The sequence below is a fragment of the Brevibacterium litoralis genome, assembly GCF_040212315.1.
Classification (GTDB): domain Bacteria; phylum Actinomycetota; class Actinomycetes; order Actinomycetales; family Brevibacteriaceae; genus Brevibacterium; species Brevibacterium litoralis.
The window spans coordinates 53,296-75,588 of the sequence record NZ_JBDIUY010000028.1 but is presented as its reverse complement, the minus strand read 5'-3'; the positions used below and the strand labels follow the sequence as shown (position 1 = coordinate 75,588).

The 22,293-nt window shown below is 65.2% G+C and carries 15 protein-coding genes; 9 read left to right on the top strand and 6 right to left on the bottom strand.

The window, feature by feature from the left end; translation table 11 throughout:
* Positions 1-153 precede the first annotated feature (153 nt).
* Complete coding sequence (gene phoH2 / locus AAD496_RS10490; protein ID WP_349828662.1) at positions 154-1,458, top strand: RNA 5'-3' helicase PhoH2; 1,305 nt, start codon at positions 154-156, stop codon at positions 1,456-1,458.
* Between the two features lie 106 nt (positions 1,459-1,564).
* On the opposite strand, the gene AAD496_RS10485 is transcribed toward phoH2, so the two are convergent.
* The 3 genes from AAD496_RS10485 to glpX form a co-directional block, all read right to left on the bottom strand.
* Positions 1,565-2,968 carry a class II fumarate hydratase gene (locus AAD496_RS10485; RefSeq protein ID WP_349828661.1) on the bottom strand — a complete coding sequence of 468 codons (1,404 nt, stop codon included), beginning with the start codon at positions 2,966-2,968 and terminating at the stop codon, positions 1,565-1,567.
* A gap of 172 nt (positions 2,969-3,140) precedes the next feature.
* On the bottom strand, positions 3,141-3,794 hold the full coding sequence (locus AAD496_RS10480) for a carbonic anhydrase (protein WP_349828659.1): 654 nt from the start codon (positions 3,792-3,794) through the stop codon (positions 3,141-3,143).
* Between the two features lie 4 nt (positions 3,795-3,798).
* Positions 3,799-4,932: a class II fructose-bisphosphatase gene (glpX, locus tag AAD496_RS10475; protein ID WP_349828658.1), complete on the bottom strand. Its 1,134-nt coding sequence runs from the start codon at positions 4,930-4,932 to the stop codon at positions 3,799-3,801.
* A 203-nt stretch (positions 4,933-5,135) separates the two neighbouring features.
* Here glpX and AAD496_RS10470 point away from each other — a divergent pair, with 203 nt between their 5' ends.
* Positions 5,136-5,699, top strand: a complete 564-nt coding sequence (locus tag AAD496_RS10470; RefSeq protein WP_349828657.1) for a DUF4245 domain-containing protein — start codon at positions 5,136-5,138, stop codon at positions 5,697-5,699.
* Positions 5,700-5,759: 60 nt separating this feature from the next.
* Here the strand turns inward: AAD496_RS10470 and AAD496_RS10465 are convergent, their stop codons facing one another.
* Together AAD496_RS10465 and xseA are read right to left on the bottom strand one after the other, a co-directional pair.
* Positions 5,760-6,008: an exodeoxyribonuclease VII small subunit gene (locus AAD496_RS10465; RefSeq protein ID WP_349828655.1), complete on the bottom strand. Its 249-nt coding sequence runs from the start codon at positions 6,006-6,008 to the stop codon at positions 5,760-5,762.
* Positions 6,009-6,066: 58 nt separating this feature from the next.
* Complete coding sequence (gene xseA / locus AAD496_RS10460) at positions 6,067-7,257, bottom strand: exodeoxyribonuclease VII large subunit (RefSeq protein WP_433913758.1); 1,191 nt, start codon at positions 7,255-7,257, stop codon at positions 6,067-6,069.
* A 383-nt stretch (positions 7,258-7,640) separates the two neighbouring features.
* Here xseA and AAD496_RS10455 point away from each other — a divergent pair, with 383 nt between their 5' ends.
* Positions 7,641-8,699 carry a 4-hydroxy-3-methylbut-2-enyl diphosphate reductase gene (locus tag AAD496_RS10455; RefSeq protein WP_349828790.1) on the top strand — a complete coding sequence of 353 codons (1,059 nt, stop codon included), beginning with the start codon at positions 7,641-7,643 and terminating at the stop codon, positions 8,697-8,699.
* A 34-nt stretch (positions 8,700-8,733) separates the two neighbouring features.
* Here AAD496_RS10455 and AAD496_RS10450 read toward each other — a convergent pair whose 3' ends face one another.
* Positions 8,734-10,149 carry a sugar porter family MFS transporter gene (locus AAD496_RS10450; protein ID WP_349828654.1) on the bottom strand — a complete coding sequence of 472 codons (1,416 nt, stop codon included), beginning with the start codon at positions 10,147-10,149 and terminating at the stop codon, positions 8,734-8,736.
* Positions 10,150-10,254: 105 nt separating this feature from the next.
* Here AAD496_RS10450 and ychF point away from each other — a divergent pair, with 105 nt between their 5' ends.
* The 6 genes from ychF (at position 10,255) to AAD496_RS10420 (ending at position 22,274) form a co-directional block, all read left to right on the top strand.
* Positions 10,255-11,358 (top strand): redox-regulated ATPase YchF, encoded by a 1,104-nt coding sequence (gene ychF, locus AAD496_RS10445; RefSeq protein WP_349828653.1) that lies wholly within the window; start codon positions 10,255-10,257, stop codon positions 11,356-11,358.
* Entirely contained in the window at positions 11,355-12,905 is a 1,551-nt protein-coding gene (locus AAD496_RS10440) for a type I restriction-modification system subunit M (protein ID WP_349828651.1), read from the top strand. The genes ychF and AAD496_RS10440 overlap by 4 nt, the downstream gene beginning before the upstream one ends.
* The gene (locus tag AAD496_RS10435) at positions 12,902-14,077 is read left to right on the top strand and encodes a restriction endonuclease subunit S (protein WP_349828650.1); all 1,176 of its coding nucleotides are present in this window, start codon (positions 12,902-12,904) and stop codon (positions 14,075-14,077) included. The genes AAD496_RS10440 and AAD496_RS10435 overlap by 4 nt, the downstream gene beginning before the upstream one ends.
* Positions 14,077-17,409: a type I restriction endonuclease subunit R gene (locus AAD496_RS10430; RefSeq protein ID WP_349828649.1), complete on the top strand. Its 3,333-nt coding sequence runs from the start codon at positions 14,077-14,079 to the stop codon at positions 17,407-17,409. The genes AAD496_RS10435 and AAD496_RS10430 overlap by 1 nt, the downstream gene beginning before the upstream one ends.
* 85 nt (positions 17,410-17,494) lie before the next feature.
* On the top strand, positions 17,495-18,697 hold the full coding sequence (locus AAD496_RS10425; protein ID WP_349828648.1) for a hypothetical protein: 1,203 nt from the start codon (positions 17,495-17,497) through the stop codon (positions 18,695-18,697).
* A gap of 520 nt (positions 18,698-19,217) precedes the next feature.
* Positions 19,218-22,274, top strand: a complete 3,057-nt coding sequence (locus tag AAD496_RS10420; protein ID WP_349828647.1) for a bifunctional diguanylate cyclase/phosphodiesterase — start codon at positions 19,218-19,220, stop codon at positions 22,272-22,274.
* The last annotated feature ends 19 nt before the right edge of the window (positions 22,275-22,293 follow it).

Here is a 22,293-nt window from a genome sequence, read left to right as displayed (position 1 = left end):
TTCGTCACCGGGAATCTTCCTGCCCGGAACATCCGCACCGGCCCACAGGACGTAGGTTGAGAGCATCCGGTCGCCGACCGGTCCGGGGTGCACGCCTCGTCGTCGGAAGGATCTCGTGGTACACCCCGGTTCACGGACAACCCTGGGGAGACCATGGCCGCCACGACACTCCACACCTACGTGCTCGACACCTCGGTGCTTCTGTCCGATCCACACGCGATGCTCCGGTTCGCCGAACACGAGGTCGTCATCCCCCTCATCGTCGTCACGGAACTCGAGGCCAAGCGGCACCACCCGGAGCTCGGGTACACGGCCCGGCGTGCCCTGGGGCAATTGGAGGCGTTCCGGACCGAGGTGGGACGCCTGGACGAACCCTTCTCGGTCAACGAGCAGGACGGCACCCTGCGGGTCGAGCTCAACCACGTGGACGCGACCGCGATGCCCGCGGCCTTCGATCGCAAGGAGAACGACACCCGGATTCTCGCCGTCGCCCGCAACCTCCAGGCGGAGGGTGACGACGTCGTCGTCGTGACGAAGGACGTCCCCATGCGGATCAAAGCCGCATCACTCGGTCTCAAGGCCGAGGAGTACCTGGCCGAACAGGCCGTCGACTCGGGGTTCACCGGGATGGCCGAGCTGGGCCTCGACGAGGCGGAGATGGCGACGCTCTACGACGCCGGTCGGGTCGAGACGCCACGGGCGGAGGGGCTGGTCGTCAACACCGGACTCGTGCTCACCTCCCCGCGGGGCTCCGGACTGGGCCGCGTCGTCGCGCCGAACACGGTGAAGGCGGTCAAGGGCGATGCGAACGTGTTCGGGGTCAACGGTCGGTCCGCCGAACAGCGCGTGGCGATCGACCTGCTCACCGACCCGGACGTCGGCATCGTCTCCCTCGGTGGCCGGGCGGGAACGGGGAAGTCGGCGATGGCACTCATGGCGGGCCTGCAGTCGGTCCTGGAGGACGGGACCCACGACAAGATCATGGTCTTCCGCCCGCTCTACGCCGTCGGCGGGCAGAACCTCGGCTACCTGCCGGGCACCGAGGGCGAGAAGATGAACCCCTGGGCGGAGGCCGTGTTCGACACCCTCGGCGCACTGGTCTCGCGCAACGTCATCGACGAGGTCGTCCACCGCGGCATCCTCGAGGTGCTCCCGCTCACTCACATCCGGGGCCGGTCCCTCCACGACGCCTTCGTCGTCGTCGACGAGGCACAGTCCCTCGAACGCACCGTCCTCCTCACGGTGCTCTCCCGCCTGGGCACCAACTCCCGCGTCGTCCTCACCCACGACGTCGCCCAGCGCGACAACCTGCGGGTCGGCCGCCACGACGGAGTCGCCGCCGTCATCGAGAAGCTCAAGGGCCACCGCCTCTTCGCCCACGTGACCCTCACCCGCTCGGAACGCTCCGAGATCGCCGCACTCGTCACCAGCGTCCTCGAAGAGTTCGACGTGCACTGAGCCCGACGCCGCCCGCTCCCCGGCACCCCACCCTCCGCACACGAGGCGTCCTGCAGTTCTTTTCATGAGAACTGCAGGACGCCTCGGTGCCGGGGAGAGGTGGGTCTTACTTGTACTCGCCGATCATCGTCGTGACGTCGAGGGCGGCGTCGAGGTCCGCCTCGGTGATCGACCCGTCCTCGACGAAGCCGAGGGCGATGGTCGCCTCCTTGACGGTCATCTTGTTGTTGACGGAGTACTTGGCGATCTTGGCGGCCGCCTCGTAACCGATCACCTTGTTGAGCGGGGTGACGATCGAGGGGGAGGCCTCGGCGAGGAAGCGGGCGCGCTCCTCGTTGGCCTTGAGACCGGTGATCATCTTGTCGGTCATGACAATCGAGACGTTGGCCATGAGGCGGATCGACTCGAGGAGGTTGGCGGCCATCACCGGGATGCCGACGTTGAGCTCGAACTGACCGTTCGTCGAGGACAGTGCGACGACGGTGTCGTTGCCGATGATCTGGTGCATGGCCTGGATGGAGGCCTCGCAGATGACCGGGTTGACCTTGCCGGGCATGATCGACGAACCGGGCTGGAGGTCGGGGATGGCGACCTCGCCCAGGCCGGTGTTCGGGCCGGAGCCCATCCAGCGCAGGTCGTTGTTGATCTTCACGAAGTCGTACGCGATCGTCCGGAGCTGACCGGAGACCTCGACGAGGCCCGTGCGGTTGGCCTGCGCCTCGAAGTGGTTGCGGGCCTCGGTGATCGGCAGGCCGGTCTGCTCGGCGAGCAGGGCGACGACGCGGGAGGAGAAACCGGCCGGGGTGTTGATGCCGGTGCCGACGGCGGTGCCGCCCTGGGGGACCTCGGCGACGCGGGGGAGGGAGGCCTCGACGCGCTCGATGGCGTAGCGGATCTGTGCGGCGTAGCCACCGAACTCCTGGCCCAGGGTGATGGGCGTGGCGTCCATGAGGTGGGTGCGGCCGGACTTGACGACGGAGGCGAACTCCTCGTGCTTGACCTCCAGGGCGTCTTCGAGCTTCTTCAGCGCCGGGATCAGCTGGTTGACGAGGGCGTTCGTCACGGCGACGTGCACGGAGGTGGGGAACACGTCGTTGCTCGACTGCGAGGCGTTGACGTGATCGTTCGGGTGGACCTCGACGCCGGCGGACTCCAGAGCCTGCGAGGCGAGGGTCGCGATGACCTCGTTCGTGTTCATGTTCGAGCTCGTGCCCGAACCGGTCTGGAAGACGTCGATCGGGAAATGGTCGTCGAGGTCGCCGGCGATGATCTTGTCGGCTGCGTCCTGGATGGCCTGCGCACGCTGCTCGTCGAGCACGCCGAGCTCGGCGTTGGCACGGGCGGCGGCCTTCTTCACCTGGGCGAGTGCGGCGATGTGCTCGCGCTCCAGGGTCTTGCCGGAGATCGGGAAGTTCTCGACGGCGCGCTGCGTCTGCGCGCGGTAGAGGGCGTCGATCGGGACCTTGACCTCACCCATCGTGTCGTGCTCGATGCGGAATTCCTGCGTCATGACGGTTCTGACCTGTCCTTTCGGTGGTGAACGCGGTCCGGCCCGGAATCGGCCGGGAGATCGGGGCCCCCGCCGGTTCGGTCGGCAGGGACGGGACGTGTGCGGTGTGCCCGTGGTGTCGGGCGGCGGAGTCCGGGCCCGGGCCCGGGTGGTGGTGCGCCGGGGCCGGGACTCAGGCCGTGGGGCCGGGGTCCTCGGCGGTGAGACGTGCGACCTCACGGACGCGGCCGTCGTGCAGATCATAGGTGAGGCCCACGATCTGCAAGGAGCCGTCGAGGAGTGCACGCCGCAACAGGTGGGAACGCTGGGCGAGTGAGTGGACGGTGTCGACGACGTTCTGTGCGACGGCCCCGTCCACACTCTGGTCCCCACCCCGACGGGTCCGGACGACGGAGGGGTAGAGGCTCGACGTGATGTCGCCGATGAACCCCGGGGGAGTGTCACCGGACTCGACGGCCTCGACCGTCGCCCGGACCGCTCCACAGCCGTCGTGACCGAGCACGACGAGCAGAGGGGTGCCGAGGACGGCGACGCCGTACTCCAGGCTGCCCATCGACACGTTGCCGGTGACCTGACCGGCGGTCCGTACGATGAACATCTCTCCCAGGCCGACGTCGAAGATCATCTCCGCGGCGACACGGGAGTCGGAGCATCCGAGCAGGCTGGCGAAGGGCTGCTGCCCGCCGGCGAGGGCCGCGCGCCGGGAGGCGTCCTGGTTGGGATGGAGCGGGGACTCCGTGACGAAGCGTTCATTGCCCTCGAGCAGACGACGGTAGGCCTCGTCCGGGGTCCGTGGGGTCTGCGGGCTGTCCGTGGGTGCAGTCATCGGTTCAGACGAGTCCGCGGCGGGCCGCTTCCTCCGCGGCGTCGACGTACGAGTGCGTCTTCTCCAGCTTGTGCTCCGCGTAGACGTTGCGGACGGTGCCGGAACGCGAGCGCATGACGAGGGAATGCGTCATGACGTGCCCACCCTCGTAGCGGACGCCCTCCAGCAGGTCACCGTCGGTGATGCCGGTGGCGACGAAGTAGGTGTTGTCGCCGGTCGTGAGGTCGTCCGTGTTGAGGATCGCGTCGCAGTCGAGGCCGGCGGCCTCGGCGTTCGCGCGCTCCTCGTCGGACTGCGGCCACAGGCGACCCTGGATCATGCCGCCGAGGGCCTTGACGGCGCAGGCGGTGATGATGCCCTCGGGGGTGCCGCCGATGCCCATGAGCATGTCGATGCCGGTGCCGGGGCGGCAGGCGGCGATCGCGCCGGCGACGTCGCCGTCGCGGATCAGGCGGATGCGGGCCCCCGCCTCACGGATCTCCGCGATGAGGTCGGCGTGGCGCGGACGGTCGAGGACGACGACCGTGATGTTCGAGATGTCCGTCTTCTTCGCCTTGGCGACGCGGCGGATGTTCTCGGCCACGGGCAGACGGAGGTCGACGAAGTCGGCGGCCTCGGGGCCGGTGACGAGCTTTTCCATGTAGAAGACCGCGGACGGGTCGTACATGGCGCCGCCCTCGGAGACGGCCATGACGGAGATCGCGCCTGCCATGCCCTGGGCGGTGAGGGTGGTGCCGTCGATCGGGTCGACCGCGACGTCCACCTTGGGGCCGTTGCCGTCGCCCACCTGTTCACCGTTGAAGAGCATGGGCGCCTCGTCCTTCTCACCCTCGCCGATGACGACGGTGCCGTCCATCCGGACGGTGGAGATGACGTTGCGCATCGCGGCCACGGCGGCACCGTCGGCCTTGAGCTTCTCGCCGCGACCCACCCACGGGGCGGCGGCGATCGCAGCGGCCTCGGACACGCGCACGAGTTCGAGCGCGAGGTTGCGGTCGGGTTCACCTTCGGTGGTGCGTAGCTTCTGCGTCCACTCGTCGGTCACGGCGACGGGAGGAGTCTCCGCCCGGCCACCGCTGTGATGTGCCTTCTCGTTGTTCACCTCGGGAGTCTCCTCCGACTGCGTCGTCTCGCTCATGGGGTCATTGTGTCACGAGTCCCACTCGGGGCCCGGCTGCGGCCGCGGTGTCGCATGCTCCGTGACCGTAAGTCGAATCGTTCCGGTGGGCACCGGTGATGCGGCGCGGTGCTCTCGACGGGACGTAGAATCGTGGGGTCGGACCATCGACCGGATCGAGACCGGTCACCGCCTTCGAACGGAAAGCAGCGACGAACCCCGCGATGAGCCAGCAGCAGCCCGAGTCCCACACACAACTCAAGCTCCGTGCCAACTGGGTGAACATGGCGATCGCTCTGGGCGCGTGCATGCTCGTGGTGTTCCTGGCGCTGGCCTTCGTGCCACGCCCGGAGACCGAATTCGAGCGGGTGGTCGACCACGTGGCGATCGCCGAATCCGTGGCGGGTGGCGAGGAGGGTGCGGACTTCGACCTCGCGGTGCCGACCCTGCCGACGGACTGGGTGGCGAACGAGGCCACCTACAAGCCGATGGGTGAACCGGCCCTCGTGACCTGGTACGCCTCCTTCATCGGCCCGCAGCAGCAGTGGGTGTCGCTGCGGCAGGCCGCCGACACCACGGGGGACTGGGCCGATTCGATGCTCGACGACGACATGGTGGAGTCGCGCACCGAGACGGTCGCCGGCACCGAGTTCACGGTGCACCAGAACTCCGGGTCCCGTGTCGCCTACGTGGGGACCGCGTCCGACACGACCCTCGTCTTCATCGGGACCGGAACCGTCGAGAGCTTCGAGGCGGTCATCACCTCCGCACTCGACTCCCTCGCCTGAGGTCGGCCCCGCCCCGGAGGCCCTGCCCCCGAGAACCTGCGCTGAGTTCCCGACCGGAGATCAGCCCTCGTGGGCCTGACCTTCGGTCTCCTCGCGCCGGGCGCGGGCCGCGTCGAGTGTGGTACGGGCGCCGTCGAGCCACGCCTGGCAGTGGTCGGCCAGTGCCTCGCCGCGTTCCCACAGGCGCAGTGATTCCTCGAGCGGCAGGTTGCCGGCCTCCAGCGTGCGCACGGTGGTGACGAGTTCCTCCCGTGCCTGTTCGTAACTGAGGGCCGAGACCTCGGTGGTGCCCTGTGCCGGTGTCGTCATGGTGTGTCCTCTCGTCGTGTGAGTCGGGGTCGTATGGATCTCGGTCGTGCGGAGTCGGTCAGGTGTCCTCGCCGGACCGGTCGACCGTGGTGACGGTCGCGTCGAACCGGCCGTTCTCCACCCGGACGTGCACCGTGGAGCCCTGCTCCACCTGGGTGGTGTCCCGGACGGCCGCGCCGTCGGCGGTCTGTACCACGGCGTAGCCGCGGGCGAGTGTCGCCCTGGGGGACAGGGACCGCACCTGTGCCCGGAGGTGTGCGATCTGGGCGGCTCCGCGGTCGACCGCCGCGGACCCCGCCTGCCAGGACCGGGACCGGAGGGTGTGGAGGTCCTGCTCGCGCACGGTGATCATCGATCCCGGTTCCGCGAGCACGGGCCGGGAGCGAACGGCGGCCAGGGCGTCGGACTCCCGCTTGAGGAGACGGTCGATGGCCCCGTCGAGGTTGGCCCGGGCCTGGAGGACACCCATCCGTTCCTCCGCGATGTCCGGGACGATCCGCTTGGCGGCATCCGTGGGGGTGGAGGCCCGCATGTCCACGACCTCGTCGAGGATCGGGCGGTCGGCCTCGTGGCCGATGGCGGAGACGACCGGTGTGCGTGCCTGCCACACGTCGCGGATCAGTGCCTCGTTCGAGAAGGGCAGGAGATCCTCGAAACTGCCGCCACCGCGGGCGATGACGATGACGTCGACGCTCTCCATGGCGTCCAACTCCGCGAAGGCGCGGCGGACCTGGGGGACGGCATCGACACCCTGGACCGCGACGTTTCGGACCTCGAACTGCACCGCCGGCCAACGCAGGCCGGCATTGCGCATGACGTCCTTCTCCGCGTCGGAATCGCGGCCGGTGATGAGGCCGATGCGGTGAGGGAGGAAGGGCAGGGGTTTCTTGAGCGAGGGGTCGAACAGTCCCTCCGCGCCGAGGGTGCGGCGCAGCTTCTCCAGGCGGGCGAGCAGGTCACCCAGACCGACGGCCCGTATGTCGCTCGCCTGCATGCTCATCCGACCGGCCTTGAGCCAGAAGTTCGGTTTGACCCGGACGACCACGCGCGAGCCCTGTTCGACGGGGGACTCCATGCGGTCGAGGACGTTCGCCCAGATCTGGAGGGGCAGCGACATCTCCTCGTCGATGTCCCGCAGGGTGAGGTAGGAGGCCTTGGCGCGCCGATTGAATTCGACGACCTGGCCCTCGACCCAGACGGAGGACATCTTCTCGACGTAGGCCTTGATGTTGCGGCTCAGCAGACTCACCGGCCACGGGGACTCCGCGGTGGTGTCCGCGGCCTTCGCCGGCAGTGGGGTGGTGCGCGGGGCCTCTTCCCCGAGACTCCCGGGTGTCCCGGAGATCCGCGGTCCGCCCGCGCCCGTCCCCGTGTTCGATGCTGTGCCCGACCCTGTGCCCGACCCGGTTCCCGTCCCTGTCACGACCCCTCCCGCACGTTCGACGACCATGTGTCCGCGAGTCTATCCAGGAGCCTCGGACACCATTCTTCCACCGATCGTCCTCCGGGCACGTGACGTGCTCCTCGTCTCCGTGGGGTGAGTACTCAGGTGTACGTCCGTAGACTGGGGCCGTGACTTCCACCGCGACGCCCACGAGTGCACCCACCGGACCCGCGACGATCGGTCTGGGCATCCCCTCCATGCCCCGTGTCCGCAAGGACCCCTCGGAGATCCGGTCCCCGGAGGGAGTGGAGAAGAAGGTCCTGTTGGCCGCGCCGCGTGGCTACTGCGCCGGTGTCGACCGCGCGGTCATCACCGTGGAGAAGGCGCTGGAGCACTACGGTGCGCCGATCTACGTCCGCAAGGAGATCGTGCACAACCGGCACGTGGTCGACACCCTCACCGAACGGGGTGCGGTGTTCGTCGACGAAACCTCGGAGGTCCCCGAGGGTGAACGTGTCGTGTTCTCCGCGCACGGCGTGTCCCCGGCCGTCCACGCCGAGGCGGCCGAACTCGAACTGCGCACCATCGACGCCACCTGCCCGCTCGTGACGAAGGTCCACAAGGAGGCCGTCCGCTACGCCAAGCAGGGGTACACGATCGTCCTCGTCGGTCATGCCGGCCACGAGGAGGTCGAGGGCACCATGGGTGAGGCCCCGGAGGCCACGATTCTCGTGCAGAACCCGGACGAGGCACGGACCGTCGAACTGCCGGACACGGACAAGCTCGTGTGGCTCTCGCAGACGACCCTGAGCGTCGACGAGACGATGGAGACGGTCGACATCCTCACCGCACGGTACCCGCAGCTCACCAGCCCGCCCTCGGACGACATCTGCTATGCCACCCAGAACCGACAGGTCGCGGTGAAGAAGATCGCCCCGCAGGCGGATCTCGTGCTCGTCGTCGGGTCGGCGAACTCCTCGAACTCCGTGCGTCTCATGGAGGTCGCCCTGGAGCACGGCGCCAAGGCCTCGCACCGCGTGGACTTCGCCCGCGAGGTCGACGAGGAGTGGTTCCACGACGTCGCGACCGTCGGCCTCACGAGTGGTGCGAGCGTGCCCGAGACCCTCGTCCAGGACCTGCTGACGCTGCTGGCCGAGTACGGGTTCGGCACCGTCGAAGAGGTCCGCACCGCGGAGGAGGACCTCATGTTCTCCCTGCCGCGCGAACTCCGGAAGGACTTCAAGGCCGCGGGCAAGGCGTCCTCGAACAAGAAGGACGGCGCCGACCGGGACCACGAACTCCGCTGAGTCCGCGGCCCCGGTCGGCGCCGGTCGTCGGCCCTCAGACCATCTCCTCCAGCTCCTTGCCCTTCGTCTCCTGCACGAACTTGAGGACGAAGAAGAAGGACGCGAGCGCGCACAGCGAGTAGAAGCCGTAGGCGAACCACAGGCCCACGTCGGCCATGGCCGGGAAGGTCGTGGAGATCGCGAAGTTCGCCAGCCACTGTGCGGCGGCCGCGATGCCCAGGGCGATGGCGCGGATGCGGTTGTTGAAGATCTCGCCGAGGAGCACCCAGACACCGGGGCCCCAGGACGCACCGAAGAAGACGACGAAGGCGTTCGCCGCGATGAGCGCGGTGACGTCGTAGCCGGGCAGCAGCGCGACGGTGTCGGTCACGGAGCGGTCGACGCCGGCGGTGAAGCACAGCGTCATGAGGCCGAGGGTCACGAACATTCCGGCGGAGCCGACGGTGAGCAACAGCTTCCGGCCGATCCTGTCGATGAGCAGGATCGCGACGACCGTGACGACGATGTTCGTCACCGAGGTGATCACCGTGATGGTGAAGGAGTCGTTCTCCGAGAACCCGACGGACTGCCACAGCGTGTTCGAGTAGTAGAAGATCACGTTGATGCCGACGAACTGCTGGAACACCGACAGCGCGATACCGATCCACACGATCGGCAGGATGCGGTTGGAACCGGGGGCGAAGATGTCCCGGATGCTCGCCTTCGCCTCGACGTGGAGGGTCGACCGGATCTCGTCGATGCGTTCCTGCACGCCTTCACCGAGGATGGAACCGAGCACCTTCGCGGCCTGGTCGTCCTTGCCCTTCTGCACGAGGAAACGCGGGGACTCCGGCACCGTGAGCGCCAGGACACCGTAGACGAGAGCCGGGACCACCTCGGCGATGAACATCCACCTCCAGGCCGCGAGGCCGAAGAGCGAGGGTTCGGCCGCGCCGCCGGCGTTGATCGCGATGACGTAGTCGATACCGAGCGCGGCGAAGATGCCGCAGACGATCGCCAGCTGCTGCATGGAGCCGAGGCGCCCGCGCGCACTCGCCGGAGAGATCTCGGCGATGTACGCCGGGGCGATGACGGAGGCCGCACCGACACCCAGTCCACCGACCACGCGCCACAGGATGAGGTCCCATTCGGTGAAGGCCAGGCCGGAACCGATCGCGGAGACGATGAAGAAGGCCGCAGCGAGCATCATGACCCGGACACGGCCGATGGACGCCGAGATCCGACCGGCCAGGTAGGCACCGACCATGCAGCCGAGCAGTGCGGAGGAGACCGTGAAACCGGTCGTGAAACTGCCGAGACCGAAGTCCGCGGACAGCGCCGAGACCGCCCCGTTGATGACGGAGGTGTCGTAACCGAAGAGGAAGCCGCCGAGCGCGGCGACGAAGGTGAGCTGCACGACTCGACCGACGTGGAAACTCTCCCGGTGGGTCAGGGATGCAGGTGCTGTCATCGCGTTCTCCTTTGAACGGGGCCGTGGGGATGATGACGGGAGCGTAACCGCTCGCGAGGCGCCCTGCACTCCTCATGACGAAGTTGGCCGGTAGACTTGCCTGCCGTGGCTCTTACTATCGGAATCGTCGGACTGCCCAACGTCGGCAAGTCCACCATGTTCAATGCCCTGACCAAGAACCAGGTCCTCGCCGCGAACTACCCGTTCGCGACGATCGAACCGAACGTCGGCGTGGTCGAACTGCCCGACCCGCGGCTGCAGCGCCTGGCGGAGATCTTCGGCTCGGAGAAGATCCTCCCGGCGACGGTGAGCTTCGTCGACATCGCGGGCATCGTGCGGGGTGCGTCCGAGGGTGAGGGCCTGGGCAACCAGTTCCTCGCGAACATCCGCGAGGCGGATGCGATCTGCCAGGTGATCCGTGGATTCACCGACGGGGACGTCGTGCACGTGGACGGCAAGGTGAGCCCGGCCGACGACATCGACACGATCAACACCGAGCTCGTGCTCGCCGACCTCCAGACGATCGAGAAGGCGCGCCCGCGCATCGAGAAGGAGGTCAAGCGGAAGACCGTGGACCCCTCGGTGCTCGAGGCGATGGACGCCGCTCAGGCGATCCTCGAAGAAGGTACGACGCTCTACACCGCGATGCAGAAGGACGGGTTCGACGCGAGCCCGCTGCACGAGCTGCAGCTCATGACGACCAAGCCGTTCCTCTACGTGTTCAACGTGGACGACGACGTGCTGGCCGACGAGGACGCCAAGCAGAAGATGCGGGACCTCGTGGCGCCGGTCGAGGCGATCTTCCTCGACGCGAAGTTCGAGTCGGAGCTCGCCGAGCTCGACGAGGAGTCCGCCGCCGAGATGCTGGAGATGAGCGAGCAGGACGAGGCGGGCCTCGACCAGCTGGCGCGCATCGGTTTCGACACCCTCGGGCTGCAGACCTACCTGACGGCCGGCCCCAAGGAGTCACGCGCCTGGACGATCCACAAGGGTGACACCGCCCCGCAGGCCGCGGGCGTCATCCACACGGACTTCGAGAAGGGCTTCATCAAGGCCGAGATAGTGTCCTTCGACGACCTCGACGCCGCCGGCTCCATGGCCGACGCGAAGGCCGCCGGCAAGGTCCGCATGGAGGGCAAGGACTACGTGATGGTCGACGGCGACGTGGTGGAATTTAGGACGGGGCTTACGTCTGGGAGTAAGAAATGAAGACAACTGATCTTGCCAAGGTTCGCGCGATGCTGTGGAGCGCCGCGGACGAGTTGCGCGCGAACTCCAAGCTGACGCCTGTTCAGTATCGCGACCCAGTCCTCGGCTTGGTGTTCCTCGCGTACGCCGAGAACCGTTTCGAGACCGTCCGCGAAGAGGTTGAGGCCAACTCCAGCGCACGTAACCCCGCGACGGTCGCGGACTACAAGGCAAAATCGGTGCTGTACGTCCCCGCTGAGTCTCGGCTCTCCCACCTTGTCGATCTGCCCGAGGGTGCCGATGTCGGGAAGGCCACCGACGAGGCGATCAAGGCTATCGAGGACGCCAACCCGGAGCTCAAGGACATCCTGCCTCGCGGCTATCAGAAGCTTGAGCGTCCGACGCTGGTCGAACTGCTCCGGCTCTTCGCACCGCTGCCCACCCAGCTCGCGGGCGATGCGTTCGGCTTCATCTATGAGGACTTCCTCTCCAACTTCGCCGCGCAGGAGGGCAGGGGAGGCGGCGAGTACTTCACGCCGTACTCCATCGTCCGTCTCATCGTGGAGATCTTGCAGCCGTTCCAGGGGCGAGTCTTCGACCCCGCGTGTGGGTCGGGCGGCATGTTCGTTCAGTGCGCGAAGTTCGTCGAGCGGCACCACGAATCGGCCAGCCGTCAGCTCTCTGTCTTCGGGACGGAGAAGACCGAGGACACCGTTCCACTTGCCAAGATGAACCTCGCACTGCACGGGCTCTCGGGTGACATTCGTCAGGCCAATAGCTATTACGAGGACCCGCACGGCGCTGTCGGTGCCTTCGACTATGTGATGGCCAACCCGCCGTTCAATGTCGACAAGATCAAGAAGGGGCAGCTGGCTGGCGACAAGAGGTTCCCGTTCGGCCTGCCCAAGGCTGACAATGGTAACTTCCTGTGGGTCCAGCAGTTCTACACCGCACTCTCTCCTGAGGGCCGTGCAGGATTCGTCATGGCCAACTCTGCCGGTGATGCCGGCCATTCCGAGAAGGAGATCCGCAAGCAGCTGATCGAGTCGGGGACCGTCGACGTGATGGTCGCCATCAGCTCAAACTTCTTCTACACAGTCACCTTGCCGGTGACGCTGTGGTTCCTCGACAAGGCCAAGGTCGGGACGCCGCGCGAGGACACGGTGTTGTTCATCGACGCCCGGCACATCTTCCACCAGATCGATCGCGCCCACCGTGACTTCACGCCCGAGCAGATCGAGTTCCTGGCCAACATCGTGAGGCTCTACCGTGGCGAAGATGTCGAGACGAGCGAGGGGAGTGAAGCGCTGCTAGACGAGAACTTCCCCGACGGCAAGTACGTCGACGTTGGCGGCTTGTGTAAGGTCGCCACCCGCGACGAGATCGAGGCGCAGGGCTGGAGCCTCAACCCTGGCCGCTACACCGGCACCGCGGTCGTCGACGAGAGCGATGTCGACTTCATGGGCGATCTCGCTGCGTTGTACGAGGAGTTCACTGCGCTAAGTGACGAGGCCGACGTGCTGCGATCCAAGGTCGACGTGGCCGTTCAAGGGATTCTCGACGTATGAGTGAGTGGCGGGAGGTCACGCTCTCGGAACTAGGGAAGTTCTCGAGCGGAAAACCGATCACGCCAGGGCAGCCAGGCGAGTTCAAAGCCTACGGCGCGAACGGTGTTATCGGCGGCTCAGATGAGGCCCGATACGGATCAGGAATCATCGTGGGCCGCGTCGGTGCCTATTGCGGAGCTGTAGCAGTTAGCCACGAACCGTTCTGGGCGTCGGACAACACCATCGTCATCGAACCAGCGATCGATGAGGATCTCGACTACTTGGGCTGTCTCCTGCGTTCTGCGCAGCTTCATCGCCATGCCGGCGGGGCGGCTCAACCGTTGGTTACTCAGGGAATTCTGAAGGCGCTTCGGTTCCGCGTTCCTGGGCCGGATGTGCGCGTCTGTATTGGACAGGTAATGGCTGTCTTCGACGATCTGATTGAGAACAATCGGCGTCGGATTGAGCTGCTGGAGGAGATGGCGCGGGCCATCTACCGTGAGTGGTTCGTGAAGTTCCGCTACCCCGGCCACGAGGACGTGCCCATGGTCGACTCCGTCCTCGGCCCCATCCCCGAGGGGTGGGAGGTCGTTCCTGCTTCGACGCTGATCACCGTGAACCCCCGAATCAAGCTCGATAAGTCGGTGAAGCACCCCTTCATCACGATGGGCGACCTCGATGAGGGGAGTCTCAGCTGTCGACCGAGTGATGTTCGCGCTGGTGGATCAGGTACCAAGTTTGAGCTCGGGGACACCTTGTTTGCTCGGATAACCCCATGCTTGCAGAACGGTAAGACCGGTCTCGTTCAGTCGCTGGCGGTGGGGGAGGTCGGGATGGGATCTACCGAGTTCATCGTGTTGCGAGGGCGACTCGTTGGATCGGCGTACACGTACTGTTTAGCCCGAGACGAACACTTCAGGGGTCATGCGATCTCGAGTATGAGCGGGGCAAGTGGTCGTCAGCGCGTGCGGAACGAGTGCTTTGACTCCTACTTGATCGCTGCGCCGCCAGGTGGGCTTTCGGATGAGTTCGAGGACACTGCGGAACCGCTCCTTCTGCAGGCCAAGGTCTTGTTTGACGAATCGGGGAGACTCGGCGCGCTCCGAGATGCTCTCCTGCCGAAGCTTGTGACGGGTCAAATCGACGTCTCGACGCTAGACCTCGATGCGTTGTTCGCGGAGCAGGTGGCGTAATGACTCCCACGGGCCCGGAATACCGGTTCGTCGAAAAGCCGAGCATCGAGCTTCTGGCGGAGCTCGGCTGGGCTCCAGTCGACGCCTTCCAGGAGATCTTGGGACCCGAGGGCAGCCTGGGGCGCGATTCCCAACGTGATGTCGTGCTCGTTCACCGGCTCCGGCTTGCTATGCGCAAGATCAACTCTGAGTACGTGCCCGATATCGCTATCAACGAGGCGGTCGAGGTACTGACGAAGGACCGCACAGCCATGGATCGGGTCCGCGCTAACAGAGAAGTCCATGATTTGCTGCGTGACGGCTATCTGGCGGAGTGGGTTGACGACCAGGGCGCGAAGCAGATTGAGACCTTACGGTTCCTCGACTTCGCGGATCCATCGAATAACGACTTGTTGGCGGCTCAGCAGATGTGGGTCAAGGGCAACCTGCACAGCCGGCGGCTGGATCTGGCGCTGTTCGTCAACGGGGTACCGCTGGTGCTGATGGAGTTCAAGGCGCCCAACGAGTCGGTCAAGTCGGCCTACGACAACAACCTGACTGACTACCGGGACACGATTCCGCAGCTATTCATCCCTAACTGCTTCGTGCTGCTGTCCAATGGAAGCCAGGCGAAGGTCGGGTCAACTTACGCGCCGTGGGAGTTCTTCAACGATTGGAAGGTCATCGACGCCCACGGTACCCGAGGTGTGGTCGCCCTGGAGACTGCGCTGCGAGGTACCTGCGATCCATCCGTCCTGCTTGACCTGCTGGAGAACTTCGTCGCGTACATGGAGCGGCCTGGTGGTCTGATAAAGGTGCTCGCGCGATCTCACCAAGTCCTCGGAGTCAACGCCGCGATCGAGAACCTGCACCGGGCGCGAGCCGAGCAGGACAAGCGCCTCGGGGTGTTTTGGCACACCCAGGGCTCCGGCAAGTCGCTGTCGATGCTGTGGTTCACGCAGAAGGTGCTGCGCCAAATACCGGGCAATTGGACGTTCGTCATGGTCACCGACCGCACGGAACTGGATACTCAGTTGCACGGTGAGTTCGCCGACGCCGGAGCTATCTCGCCAGAGGCCCGAGTGCACGCAGACTCCGTGGCGCACCTGCGCGATCTGCTGGCGGCCGACCACCGGTACGTGTTCACGTTGATCCACAAGTTCCAGCCGTCGAAGGCATTGGGGGAGCGGCAGATGCCGGTTCTCTCCACACGCTCGGAAGTCATCGTCATTACTGACGAGGCGCACCGCAGTCAGTACGACACCCTCGCGCTGAACATGCGCACAGCGCTGCCGAACGCGTCGATGATGGGTTTCACCGGCACCCCGCTGATCGAGGGTGAGGAGCAGGCCACGCGCGAGCAGTTCGGTGACTACGTCAGCGTCTATAACTTCCGTGATGCCATTGAAGACGGTGCGACGGTCCCGCTCTATTATGAGAACCGCATTCCCGAACTTCAGCTCACCAACGAAAACTTCTCCGACGAACTCGAGGCTATTCTCGAGGATGCTGAGCTCGACGAGGACGCAGAAGGCCAGTTGGCCCGTGACTTCGGCACGCAGTACACGTTGCTCACCCGTCCGGAGCGATTGAAGACGCTTGCCAGGGACCTTGTCGCACACTTCGTAGGGCGCGGGTTCAGTGGTAAAGCAATGTACGTCGGGCTCGACAAGGCTGCTGCCGTCCGCATGTACAACCTCGTCCAGGAGGCCTGGGGTGAGCACTTGGCGGCATTGAAAGCCGAGCACGACGCACTACCGGAGCTCGAGCGGCCGTGGCTCGCCTCGCGGATCGAGCTCATGGAGACCACCGACATGGCTGTGGTCGTCTCGCAGAGCCAGAACGAGTTGAAGATGCTCGACGACCTCGGGCTGGACATTCGGCCGCACCGTGAGCGGATGAACCGCGAGGACTTAGCGGAGAAGTTCAAGGACGCAGAGGACCCGCTGCGACTGGTGTTTGTCTGCGCGATGTGGATGACCGGTTTTGACGCGCCGAGTGTCTCGACGATCTATCTCGATCGCCCGATGCGCAACCACACGTTGATGCAGACGATCGCCCGTGCGAACCGCGTATTCCCGGAGAAGGACAATGGCCTGATCGTCGACTACGTCGGTGTCTTCCGGAACCTGGAGAAGGCGTTGGCGATCTACGGGGCCGCGAACGCCGGCGACTCACCGATCGAAATCATCGACGCCCTCGCCGCCGAGCTGGACGCTGCCGTGGCCGACCTGTTCGCCTTCTGCACCGGCGTCGGAGTCGACCTTGCTGCGATGCGCGACGCCGAAGGATTCGACCACGTCGCCAAGCGCGACGCAGCTGTCGAGGCGCTACTCGTCGACGAGTGCACACGCACCGACTTCCAGCAGAAGGCACGCCAGGTGCGGAAGCTCTTCAAGGCCCTCCTGCCCGACCCCAAGGCTGCTGCGCAGCAACGCAACGTCGCAGCGATCAGAGTGCTCGCCGAGCGCATCGCGGAGGTCACACGGCCGGCCGAGGCGGACCTCGGTTCGGTCACGGATGCGGTGGACGCACTGCTCGACCGGTCAGTGGGTGCCGAGGAGTACGTCATTCGCGCCGCTGCCGAAGGCACCAAGCCAGACCCGCTGATCGATCTGTCTTTGATCGACTTCGAGGGCCTGGCGACCAAGTTCGCTGGTCGTAAGCGAGCCGAGGCAGACCGGCTGGCGCAACTGCTCCGCCAGCAGGCCATCGCCTCGGCAACGCGTAACCCCACCAGATACGAACTCGTCGAGCGGATCGAGCGGCTGATCGACGACTACAACTCCGGCAGCGTGAACATCGACGAGTACCTGCGGCGCTTGATCGAGTTGACGCAGAACCTGACCGAGGAGGAGGAACGGTCGGCTCGTGAGGGGATGACCGAGGAAGAGCTAGCGATCGTCGACCTGCTGACCCAGCCCGATCCGGTGCTCACCGACGACGAGCGCGACACGGTGAAGGCCAGCGCAAAGAAGCTGCTGGAACATCTCCACGACAAACTAGTCCAAGACTGGCGACGCAAGGTCGACGTGATGAATGACGTCGACAGCACGATCCGACGAGTCCTGGACCAAGAGCTGCCCGAGACGCCCTACACGCTCGACATCTTCTCTTCGAAGGTGCGGCTTGTCTTTGATCATGTCCTCACTGCCTACGGCGACGACGGAGAGAGCGCCTACACCCCGCGGGTCGATTTCCAGTGGCCCGCGCAGTCGGTGGAGTACGACGGCCCAGACGGGCCTCTTGATGTGGACAAGATCGCTGACGACGTCGTCGCCCGAATCCACGTCGATCCGACCTTCGCCTCTCAAGTGGCCGCACAACTGGGTGCCACCGACTCCGCGATGTAGAGCGCCCAAGAGTCTCTGAGAGTGCCGACAACGGTCTCGATGATGCAACGTCGCTTCGAGCGAGCGTGGCGACTAGGAGAGTGTCATGATGCACGACGACGATGACCGTGAGGACGATCTCAAGCCTGCCCAAGAGAGGGAGCGCAACTCGGAGAGCGAGCAAGACGGAGACTCTGCTGCGGACGTCGGGGCGAGGCTTCAACTGCCGCCAAGGTTCGCGCAGTCTTTGATGCCCAGCATGGATGCCGCCGTCGCGAAGATGGTCGCGCCCATCCGAGAGCAGATGAAGGCGATGATCCCGGACACCTCGGCGTACGCGCGAGACATCATGGGGCCGCTGAACCGACGCCTCCAGGAGCAGATGAAGTCGGCGCTGCCTGACTACGACGCGCTGGTCAAGAATGCGCTCGAGCCATACAACGAACGGGTCCAGTCGCAGGTGGCGTCGATCGTGGCGAGCCTACCGGCGTTCACGGCTCCGATGATCGACTTCCCGGCGCTGAAGGGCGTCGGAGTCAGCCCAGAAATCGAGCCGATGCTCAAGCAGATCGCGAGCCAGCAGGCCGCGATGCTCGAGGGGCTGCGCGGCTCCCTGAAGCCGCTCTTCGACCCGCAGATGCTGCGCGGGTTCAACCGTGCGCTCCTCCCGCCTAATCTGAGGAGCCACGCAGACGAGATCAAGGCCTATCAAGTGCATGAGTTCCTCGAGCAGGAGGGCATCCCGCTCTACCTGGTGCCTCGCGGCCGCACAGCGCTCCGCCTGCTCCGGGCACAGGACCGCTCGGGCCGTCGGCGGGTGCTGGGTGACTGTTACGAGTCGATCACCGACGACTGCGCTACCGTTCTTGAGCAGGCGAACCGCGACGTAGTCGGCGACGAGCTGAAGTTCGTACTCGACGGGCTCGGCGCGATGCGTTCTGGACACTTCCGCTCGGCCCAGGCGATGTTCACCGTCACGCTCGACACGCTCATCTACCGTTTCTACCCCGACCAGGCCGCCCGACGCCTCATCACGAATCGGAAGAAGGACGCGGACGTGCCGGCCGCCATCGACGAGATGGGTGTCCACGAGGCGATGGTCTGGCTGCCGATCTGGAACGCCCACGAGCAGTTCTGGAAGCACAAGGGCGACAAGGTGCCGAACTACTACTCGCGCCATGCGAGCGTGCATGGCGTCTCATCGCGTCAGTTCAGTAAGCGCAACTGCATCCAGGTTCTCATGCTGGTCACCAGTCTCATCGGCTACGCCGACCGGCTCATGTCGTCGGCTGGGCGTGCCAGAGCTTGATCATGTCGTCGCCGTCGGAGTAGACGGCTTCGCTGCCTTTGCCCATTGCGCGCTCGACGAGCTCCTCTACCCCTCACACCGCTTCGACAGAGAAATAGGCCCTGACGTGGACCTACGCTCTAGAGAGTGGGGGCGCTCGTGGCTCGGTCGGGGGTCCAGCTCGAGTTCGAGTTTCCTGCCGCGATCTCTTTCGCTCGGTGGCAGAGGGCGCCCGCGTATGTGTCGACCGTTGCCGCCCATGCATGCTGGATGATATCGCGGACATCCGTAGTCTCGCCGCCCTCCGGCAACGTAAACGTCAAGACGCGCTTGAAATCATTGTTGGCGTCGATGTTTGTATCGATGTTAGGCAGCCGATTCAACGTGTGAACCTCTGACCAATGGGTGTTGCTGGGGCTTCCTCACGATCCGTGCGCTCCGCCGTACTCTCGGGACTAGTATAAGTTTCAATGAGACGCGCGGTGACGGCTGATGCCTTCCAAGGGCCGCGAATGGGCCGACGATGCGAGGAGCGGTTGCGATGAATTCGACAAGTCGATGGCTGTTTTCCCACGTCTCCAGTGTGGCCGGGACTAAGAACCGACTGCGGGGCGAATCGTGGTACCGTCATCTGATCTTCGCCCTCGCCTATTCGGTGGCCGTGGTGGCGTCATTCTCGAACCTGTACTCGTGGGTAGGTGCCGCCGTCATCTGGCCGTCGGTCGGCATCGCGGTGTGGTGGGCGGGGGCCTGTCGGAACTGGAGCGCATACGCCGTCATGTGCGCCGTCGTCCCCCTTGTGCCAACTCTCCACTGGGCTGCCTTCGAGGACGTCTCGGTTCCCTTCGTGGTCCTCGTCGGGCTCTCCCATCTTCTGGAGGCTCCACTCATCGCGTTGGCCATGGGATTCTTCGAACGGACTCGACTCACGGCGTCCATGCATGGCGGTGCGACCGGAAGGCCCGGGCCTGGGTTCGCGATCCGAACCGCTCGGAACGTCTACCAGCTCCTCATCGCAGGGATTCCTGCAGTGGCACTGTCGAAGGGGATCTTCCTTCTCGCGCTGATCCAGCTCGGTGAGTCCGTGACGCTGTCCTTCTACGTAAGCCTGATGCTGCGGGACCTCGCGAGCGTCATCACCATTGGCGGCTGTGCCCTGACGATCTCTGCCGCCGTCGTGCGGACCATGGAGAATAGGGCTCTGCGTGAATTCGCCGGAGTGCTCGCACTCACTGCGGTGGTGTTGGCAGTGGTGTTCGGCGTGGGACCGCCTCTTCCGATCGTCTATCTGATCATGCTCCCGTTGTATTGGAGTGCCACGAAGCTCCCCGTCATACTCGCGACGGTGCATGTGCTGGTGTCGCTCGCGGCAACTGTCGTGCTCACCTTCGTCGTCGGTGCAGCACCGTTCGCCGTGAGCGCTGATGATTCGGTGGCGCTGGCCACAGCAGTCCAGCTGCTCATCATCCTCTGCGTCCTGTTGACACTGGTCGTCTCCACCGCAGTTCAGCAGCAGACGGGTTTGGTCGCGAAGTTGCAGGTCCTGGCTCGCACGATCCCGGACGCGCTCCTGATCGTCGATCAGCGCGGCTCTGCCAACCCGGTGACCGACGCTGCGTGGGATTTCGTTGTCCCTTCTGGTGATGATGAGGGTTACGTCCAGCGAGAGCTCCTCGATCTCGACGGCGAACCCTTCGACGAGGAGATCGGCCCCAGCGCCCGGGCTCTGCGAGGGGAGAGCGTCGAGGCGACGATCGTCCGACTCGGTGATTCTGCAGACGGCAAGGCCGCGCGGCCTAGTCGAGTCTTCACGCTGAGTGCGGCCCCGTTGCATCTGGACAGCTCGGCGTCCCCGGGGCAGGCGCTGCTGCTCTTCCGTGACACCACTGACGAGTACCGCATGGTCCAGGAGCTGACCCGCGCGCATGACGAGGCGCAGCTGCTCTTCGAGAGTAGTCCGCAGGGAGTGGCGGCACTCGACCAATCGGGAGTGATCATCGCAGCGAACCATGCCTTCGGAGAGCTCGTCGGTACGCCAGCCGAGCTGCTGCCCGGCCGTCGTCTGGACGACTTCGGCGCTGAGCCGGGTCTGTTGGACGAGGTGAGGCGGGACCTGTCTGATTCTGACATGATCGTGCACACTGACCGGACATTCACGACGGAGGGAGGGCGCCAAATAGATGTGGCGCTGTCGTTCCGTGAGGTCAGAACTGGAGTTGCCGGGCAGTGGTCACTGCTCGTCACTGCCGGTGATATCACAGAGCGACAGAGGCTCCAGGACCTAGTGACGCACTTGGCTGAACACGATTCGCTCACGGGAGTGGCGAACCGCCGCCGGCTCGAGGCGGAGGTCGAGCGGGTCATGGCGTCGGGCGATGGTGCGCTTGTGATGATCGACCTCGACAACTTCAAACAGGTCAACGATGTGTTGGGCCACCATGCCGGCGATCAGCTGCTGGTCGAATTCGCACGTCTCCTGACCGAGCAGGTGCGGGCGGAGGATCTGGTGGCACGGCTGGGCGGCGACGAGTTCGTCATCGTGCTGCCAGCTGCGAGCAGACGAGATGCGGAGTCGGTCAGTCGGAGGATCGTCGAAGCCGTCGAAGAACGGTTCGGGGGACGCTCAGATGAAACGAGCAGCATCAGTGCGAGCATCGGCTTCAGCATGTTCGCTGATGCACGCGAGCAGGATATCGACCCAGTCCAGCTTGCCGATCGCATGATGTATCACGCCAAGACGGATGGGAGGAGTCGCTCATCGGAATCGACGACAGCCGACGGGCATGTTCGTACTGATGAGTCGAGGGTCTCGGTGGCGGACGTGCGGGCAGTGTTGGAATCCGACGACATGAGGATCGACCTCCAGCCGATACTCGATCTCAGGACCGGCAGAATCAATCTGGCCGAAGTGCTGCTACGGCCCGGACACGGCGCATCGCCGCTATCGACAGGCGACTTCGTCGGTACTGCAGAGCAAGCTGGACTGTGCCCGGACCTCGACGTCAGAGTGCTGCGCATGGGACTCGATGTGCTCCACCGACTGCAGGATCATCGGCCGGATTTCCGGCTGTCGCTGAACGTCTCGGCGCAATCGCTGGGGTCGGCGGAGACGCGTGCACGCTTCGCAGAGGAGCTGGAGAACCAGTCATTCCCGCGGGGCTCGCTGATTCTTGAGGTCACGGAGACCGCACCGCTGGTCGAATTGGACGCTGCGCGGAAGTTCCAGCAGGTGATGAGCGAGCTTGGCGTGGTGTTTGCGATCGATGACTTCGGTGTGGGGAACGCTCCCTTCCGGTATCTCAGTCGCCTCGATTTCCAGTATCTGAAGATCGCGGGCGAATTCGTGAAGAGCATGGTCGGCAATGAGACCGACACCCGGATCGTCCGAGCGGTGAGCCGCCTCGCACAGGACCAGGGAATACTGACGATCGCCGAGCATGTGTCGAGCGCTGCCATACTCGAGCGGGTCCGCGATTGCGGGATCACCTACGCACAGGGGTTCCACATCGGTGCGGCCGTGCCGCTGAATGCGTTCATCAGCACGCATCTCGGCTCAGAGGAGTCCCCGCCAGATCAAGTGATGGAGAAACGTGTCTAAGAAGAGGCCCGCAGTCGCA